A 6,122-nucleotide genomic window follows, 5' to 3' on the forward strand; every position below is an offset into this window, starting at 1 on the left:
ATTTCTGGCGATGACGGCCAGGGCTGATGTTAGTATTGGTCAGCCTCGTAAGGATTGGCAAACCCTAAACCTTGCATAATTTCGGTTTCCAGAGCTTCCATTTCTTCGGCTTCGTCATCTTCAATATGGTCATAACCTAGCAGATGAAGCGAGCCGTGTACAACCATATGTGCCCAGTGCGCGAGCAGGGGTTTATTCTGCTCCTCAGCTTCTTTTTCAACGACCTGGCGACAGATAATCAGATCGCCCAGCAGTTCCAGCTCAACACCCGGCGGGGCTTCGAATGGAAATGACAGCACATTGGTTGGCTTGTCTTTCCCCCGGTAGTCCCGGTTCAGGGTCTGACTTTCAGCTTCATCGACCAGCCGGACAGTGACTTCAGCATCCGCCTGAAACGGCGTCACGGCGGCTTCCAGCCAGCGCTGGAAGTCGGTTACCGCTGGCATGCCACTTTCATCAGCAGTGGCAAGCTGTAAATCCAGATAAACTGACATCTGTGTGATTATTCCGTTTCAGAGCTGACCTGACGCGCTTCCTGTTGTTCACGGCGACGCTGTTCAGCCAGTTTACGTTGTTTCTGATCTTCGGTTTCCCAGACTTCGTACGCTTGAACAATTCGGGCGACAACCGGGTGGCGAACCACGTCGGTGGCCTGGAAGAAGTTAAAGCTGATCTCATCAACATCGGCCAGAACTTCAATGGCATGACGAAGACCGGAGCGGGCACCGCGCGGTAAGTCAATCTGAGTGACGTCGCCGGTGATGACTGCACGGGAGTTAAAACCAATCCGGGTCAGGAACATTTTCATCTGTTCGACCGTGGTATTCTGGCTTTCATCCAGGATGATAAAGGCATCGTTCAGTGTGCGGCCGCGCATATAGGCCAGCGGGGCAACTTCAATGACATTGCGTTCGATCAGCTTTTCGACGCGTTCGAAACCCAGCATTTCAAACAGGGCATCGTAGAGCGGGCGCAGATAAGGGTCGACTTTCTGGCTCAGATCCCCCGGCAGGAACCCCAGCTTTTCACCAGCTTCAACCGCTGGGCGGGTCAGCAGGATCCGACGGATTTCCTGACGTTCCAGTGCATCAACGGCAGCTGCAACAGCCAGATAGGTTTTCCCCGTACCAGCCGGTCCCACACCAAAGGTAATATCATGGCCGACCATGTTGGCAATGTACTGGGCCTGATTTGGGGTACGCGGTTTAATCACCCCTTTTTTGGTCTTGATGTGAATTTCTTTGCCGTAAGGGATGCTTGAACTGACATCCTGTTCCAGAACGCCGGATTCTTTAATGGCCAGATGAATTTGTTCCGGTTCAATATCCGGGATCACATTGCGCACCGGGGCGGTGTCAACATACAGATCTTTCAGGATATTCGCTGTAGCTTCGGCCGTATGTGGCTGACCGACGATACTGAAACTGTGGCTGCGGTGATTGATTTCAACGCCGAGGCGGCGTTCCAGTTGCTTGATGTTGTCGTCGAATGGACCGCAAAGGCTGGCCAGGCGGTGGTTATCGGCGGGTTCGAGATTCAGTTCAACAGTAATAATTTTGCTCAAGATTTGCCTCTCAATAGGCCGCCCACTGTGACGGGCGGCCGGTATAACTGGGCATGGGCAGATATTTCTGTCCTCTTATTAAGGAGTATAAACGCCCACACCCAATTCATCTTCTTTACGGGTTTTCTCCATGACCTCACTCGGAGACATGGCAATACGCAGGTTCATGTCAGCCTCAGTGCGGACCAGTTCACCACGCAGGGAATTGTTGAATACGTCCGTGATTTTGACATCGACAAACTGACCGATCAAATCCACAGAGCCTTCAAAGTTCACGACCCGGTTGTTTTCGGTACGGCCGCGCAGTTCCATAATGTTTTTCTTTGATGGACCTTCAACCAGAATGCGCTGCTCTGTATCCAGCATCTGACGTGAGTAACGCATGGCCTGGGTATTGATCTGCTGCTGCAGTTCATACAGGCGCTGTTTCTTCACATCTTCAGGCAGATCACACGGGTAATCTGCAGCCGGGGTTCCCGGACGAGGGGAATAAATGAAGCTGAAGCTCATGTCGAAATCAATTTCGCGGATCAGCTTCATCGTGTCCTGGAAATCCTGATCGGATTCGCCCGGGAACGCCACGATAAAGTCTGAACTGATGGTGATTTCAGGACGGGCCTGACGTAGTTTACGGATTTTTGATTTGTACTCAATGGCCGTATGCGGGCGCTTCATCATCGCCAGAATCCGGTCTGAGCCGCTCTGTACCGGCAGGTGCAGGAAGCTGACCACTTCCGGCGTGTCTTTGTAGACCTCAATGATGTCGTCCGTAAACTCAATCGGGTGGCTGGTGGTGTAACGAATCCGGTCAATGCCGTCGATAGCGGCAACCAGGCGCAACAATTCAGCAAAAGAAGCGATTTCACCATCATGAGTTGCACCACGGAAGGCGTTCACGTTCTGGCCCAGCAGGTTGACTTCACGAACGCCCTGCTCAGCCAGTTGTGCGATTTCGAACAATACATCGTCCAGTGGACGGCTGACTTCTTCACCACGAGTGTAAGGAACAACACAGAAAGTACAGTATTTTGAGCAGCCTTCCATGATGGAAACGAATGCTGTCGGACCTTCTGCCCGTGGTTCTGGCAGGCTGTCGAATTTCTCAATCTCAGGGAAAGAGATATCCATGACCGGCGCTTCAGAAGACTGCGACTGAGAAATCATTTCCGGCAGACGGTGCAGTGTCTGAGGGCCAAAAATGACGTCTACGTAAGGAGCACGTTCACGAATGGAATCCCCTTCCTGAGTCGCTACACAGCCACCGACACCAATCACCAGACCCGGTTTTTTGTCTTTCAGTGTTTTCCAGCGGCCAAGCTGATGGAAAACTTTTTCCTGAGCTTTTTCACGGATCGAGCAGGTGTTCAGCAGCAGTACATCTGCTTCTTCTGGTTCTTCTGTTAATTCATAACCGCCATTAGCGTTGAGAAGATCGGCCATTTTGGATGAATCGTATTCGTTCATCTGACAGCCCCAGGTTTTGATAAGCAGTTTCTTCGCCATGTCTAACTCTTCACTCGTAGTGTTAATTCGGTGCATTTTCTGCTGCTGATGCAGCGTCGGCCGGGAGTTGAAGGGCCTAAAATCCCTCTACTGTGGGCCAGCTTAAATTGCAAGCCGCGTATTGTACTGCTTTCGACACGGCCTGACCAGATCATCAATGCTGATTATAAAACCGGCAGGCGGTGTGTTTAGAAACGTAGACAGTCCGGCAGAGATCAAGCTTCAGGGACAAAGCGGATTGAATTGACTGCGGACTTCAGCTTGAAGGTGGTCAACTTGCGGAAAGCCGTTAGAATGTCGGCATTGCAATGAATTGAGATACCAGCATGGAACAGTTTGATGTAGTGATCGCCGGCGGCGGTATGGTTGGTGCAGCAGCGGCACTGGGAATGGCCCGTCAGGGGCGGAAAGTGGCGGTGATTGAGGGGGAGCGCCCCGCACCTTTCAATGAAAGCCAGGCGATGGATCTGCGGGTCTCTGCAATCTCGGCCCAGTCGGTGAAACTCCTGAAGCGACTGAATGCCTGGGACAGTATTTGCGCGATGCGGCTTTGCCCGTTCAGACGGCTGGAAACCTGGGAACATCCGGAGTGCCGGACCCGGTTCAATGCCGCGGATCTGGGACTGCCAGAGCTGGGTTTTATGGTCGAAAATCGTCTGATTCAGCTGGGGCTGTGGCAGGCTTTTGAAAGTCTGCCGAATCTGACACTGATTTGCCCGGCACGGCTTGCCCATTTTGAGCGTCATGAAGCGGGTTATCAAGTGACGCTGGATAACGGTCAGGTACTGCAATCCCGTTGGCTGGTTGGTGCGGATGGTGCAAACTCCCGTGTGCGCCAGCAGGCCAACATTGGGATCACCGCCTGGGATTACCGCCAGCATTGTATGCTGATCAATGTGGAAACTGAGTTGCCGCAGCAGGATATCACCTGGCAGCAGTTCACGCCGCAGGGTCCTCGTTCTTTCCTGCCATTGCCCGGCCATCAGGGATCGCTGGTCTGGTATGACAGCCCGGCCCGGATCAAACAGTTATCGGCGATGACACCGGCTCAACTGGAAACAGAAATTCTCAGGACGTTTCCGGCTGAACTGGGGCTAATGAAAGTGCTGAACCGAGGCAGTTTCCCGCTGACCCGGCGTCATGCGCAGTCCTATTATTCGGATGGCATCGTCTTGCTCGGTGATGCCGCACATACCATTAATCCATTGGCAGGGCAGGGCGTGAACCTGGGGTTCAAAGATGTGGAGGTTTTGCTGGATGAAATGGCTAACGGCGGCCAGTACTGGTTTGAAACTCAGGTGCTTAAGCGTTACGAACAACGGCGTCGTCCGGATAACCTGCTGATGCAAACGGGGATGGATGTGTTCTATACAGCTTTCAGTAATGATCTGAAACCTGTTGTGATGTTGCGGAATCTGGGACTCAAGCTGGCCGAACACACGGGGCCACTGAAGCACCAAGTGCTGAAATATGCATTAGGGTTGTAATTCAGGAAATGACAAATGCGAAAGCCACCTGTGTGTGGCTTTTTCTTTGTCTGATTCTGACAAAGGGGGGGGCAACAGAGACAAAAAAACCAGCTTTCGCTGGTTGATTGCATGGATATGACAGGGAAGCCTATCCGGATTTTAATAACTTTCTGTATGAGAGAAAGTTGGTGCGGAGGGAGAGACTTGAACTCTCACGTCCTTGCGGACACTAGCACCTGAAGCTAGCGCGTCTACCAATTCCGCCACCACCGCACGTGGTATTTACCTGTCTGAGCAGGAAAGATATCGAGATGGTAAAGCTCGGTACCTTGAATAATGGCAGGGCTACCTGGATTCGAACCAGGGGATGACGGGATCAAAACCCGTTGCCTTACCGCTTGGCGATAGCCCTAGAGTGCAACTTATTTACAAAGAAGTCAATTGGTGCGGAGGGAGAGACTTGAACTCTCACGCCCTTGCGGGCACTAGCACCTGAAGCTAGCGCGTCTACCAATTCCGCCACCACCGCGTGTATTGACTCTTTTTTCCATTTACACCTGGTAGGGGAGTAAATGGTGGCTACGACGGGATTCGAACCTGTGACCCCATCATTATGAGTGATGTGCTCTAACCAACTGAGCTACGTAGCCAATTTACAAACGTAAAAAACGTTTTGTAAATGGCAGGGCTACCTGGATTCGAACCAGGGGATGACGGGATCAAAACCCGTTGCCTTACCGCTTGGCGATAGCCCTGCTGATGATCTGAATCAGATCGAAAGTTGGTGCGGAGGGAGAGACTTGAACTCTCACGTCCTTGCGGACACTAGCACCTGAAGCTAGCGCGTCTACCAATTCCGCCACCACCGCACGTGGTATTTACCTGCTTGAGCAGGAAAGATATCGAGATGGTAAAGCTCGGTACCTTCAAATATGGCAGGGCTACCTGGATTCGAACCAGGGGATGACGGGATCAAAACCCGTTGCCTTACCGCTTGGCGATAGCCCTAAATGGTGCGGAAGGAGAGACTTGAACTCTCACACCTTGCGGCGCCAGAACCTAAATCTGGTGCGTCTACCAATTCCGCCACTTCCGCAAATTGTTGGATGTCTGAGACATCAGAAAAGTCATTGGTGCGGAGGGAGAGACTTGAACTCTCACGTCCTTGCGGACACTAGCACCTGAAGCTAGCGCGTCTACCAATTCCGCCACCACCGCATTGTGTGACTTTTCATCCAGATACATATTCTGTATCTGCTTCCGGCATTCACCGGAGAAGACACCGAGCTGGTAATACTCGTTATCTTTAAACAGATGGCAGGGCTACCTGGATTCGAACCAGGGGATGACGGGATCAAAACCCGTTGCCTTACCGCTTGGCGATAGCCCTATATGGTGCGGAAAGAGAGACTTGAACTCTCACACCTTGCGGCGCCAGAACCTAAATCTGGTGCGTCTACCAATTCCGCCATTTCCGCATATTGTTTGCCTTTACAAGGCCGGATGTCATTGGTGCGGAGGGAGAGACTTGAACTCTCACGTCCTTGCGGACACTAGCACCTGAAGCTAGCGCGTCTACCAATTCC

General features: G+C 52.1%; 4 protein-coding genes and 11 tRNA genes. 1 reads left to right on the forward strand and 14 read right to left on the reverse strand.

The features are described 5' to 3' along the window. Positions 1 to 29 precede the first annotated feature (29 nt). The 3 genes from ybeY to miaB form a co-directional block, all read right to left on the reverse strand. Entirely contained in the window at positions 30 to 494 is a 465-nt protein-coding gene (gene ybeY / locus ACYP03_RS23100; RefSeq protein WP_459782262.1) for an rRNA maturation RNase YbeY, read from the reverse strand. A gap of 8 nt (positions 495 to 502) precedes the next feature. Further along, on the reverse strand, positions 503 to 1,567 hold the full coding sequence (locus ACYP03_RS23105) for a PhoH family protein (RefSeq protein ID WP_248143834.1): 1,065 nt from the start codon (positions 1,565 to 1,567) through the stop codon (positions 503 to 505). 75 nt (positions 1,568 to 1,642) lie between these two features. Further along, positions 1,643 to 3,067, reverse strand: coding sequence for a tRNA (N6-isopentenyl adenosine(37)-C2)-methylthiotransferase MiaB (miaB, locus tag ACYP03_RS23110; protein WP_330961912.1), 1,425 nt, complete (start codon positions 3,065 to 3,067; stop codon positions 1,643 to 1,645). Positions 3,068 to 3,393: 326 nt separating this feature from the next. On the opposite strand from miaB, the gene ACYP03_RS23115 reads away from it, so the two are divergent. Next, positions 3,394 to 4,554, forward strand: a complete 1,161-nt coding sequence (locus tag ACYP03_RS23115; protein ID WP_459782263.1) for a 2-octaprenyl-3-methyl-6-methoxy-1,4-benzoquinol hydroxylase — start codon at positions 3,394 to 3,396, stop codon at positions 4,552 to 4,554. 168 nt (positions 4,555 to 4,722) lie between these two features. On the opposite strand, the gene ACYP03_RS23120 is transcribed toward ACYP03_RS23115, so the two are convergent. The 11 genes from ACYP03_RS23120 to ACYP03_RS23170 all read right to left on the reverse strand — a co-directional run bounded on the left by ACYP03_RS23120 (position 4,723) and on the right by ACYP03_RS23170 (position 6,014). After that, a tRNA-Leu gene (locus ACYP03_RS23120) sits at positions 4,723 to 4,809 on the reverse strand. A gap of 64 nt (positions 4,810 to 4,873) precedes the next feature. Further along, a tRNA-Gln gene (locus tag ACYP03_RS23125) sits at positions 4,874 to 4,948 on the reverse strand. A 30-nt stretch (positions 4,949 to 4,978) separates the two neighbouring features. Continuing rightward, positions 4,979 to 5,065: transfer RNA gene (locus tag ACYP03_RS23130), tRNA-Leu, on the reverse strand. 44 nt (positions 5,066 to 5,109) lie between these two features. Continuing rightward, positions 5,110 to 5,186: transfer RNA gene (locus tag ACYP03_RS23135), tRNA-Met, on the reverse strand. Between the two features lie 30 nt (positions 5,187 to 5,216). Further along, positions 5,217 to 5,291: transfer RNA gene (locus ACYP03_RS23140), tRNA-Gln, on the reverse strand. 27 nt (positions 5,292 to 5,318) lie between these two features. Beyond that, a tRNA-Leu gene (locus ACYP03_RS23145) sits at positions 5,319 to 5,405 on the reverse strand. A gap of 64 nt (positions 5,406 to 5,469) precedes the next feature. After that, positions 5,470 to 5,544, reverse strand: a tRNA-Gln gene (locus tag ACYP03_RS23150). Positions 5,545 to 5,547: 3 nt separating this feature from the next. Continuing rightward, positions 5,548 to 5,632 (reverse strand) — tRNA-Leu (locus ACYP03_RS23155). A gap of 35 nt (positions 5,633 to 5,667) precedes the next feature. Further along, a tRNA-Leu gene (locus ACYP03_RS23160) sits at positions 5,668 to 5,754 on the reverse strand. A 97-nt stretch (positions 5,755 to 5,851) separates the two neighbouring features. Then, positions 5,852 to 5,926: transfer RNA gene (locus ACYP03_RS23165), tRNA-Gln, on the reverse strand. 3 nt (positions 5,927 to 5,929) lie between these two features. Continuing rightward, positions 5,930 to 6,014, reverse strand: a tRNA-Leu gene (locus tag ACYP03_RS23170). Positions 6,015 to 6,122: the final 108 nt, after the last annotated feature.

It is taken from the genome of Photobacterium sp. R1, from assembly GCF_054600795.1.

Bases quoted from the DNA above. Each gene is read 5' to 3' on its own strand.
- miaB (WP_330961912.1), bottom strand. From the start codon at position 3,067: ATGGCGAAGAAACTGCTTATCAAAACCTGGGGCTGTCAGATGAACGAA.
- ACYP03_RS23115 (WP_459782263.1), top strand. From the start codon at position 3,394: ATGGAACAGTTTGATGTAGTGATCGCCGGCGGCGGTATGGTTGGTGCA.
- ybeY (WP_459782262.1), bottom strand. From the start codon at position 494: ATGTCAGTTTATCTGGATTTACAGCTTGCCACTGCTGATGAAAGTGGC.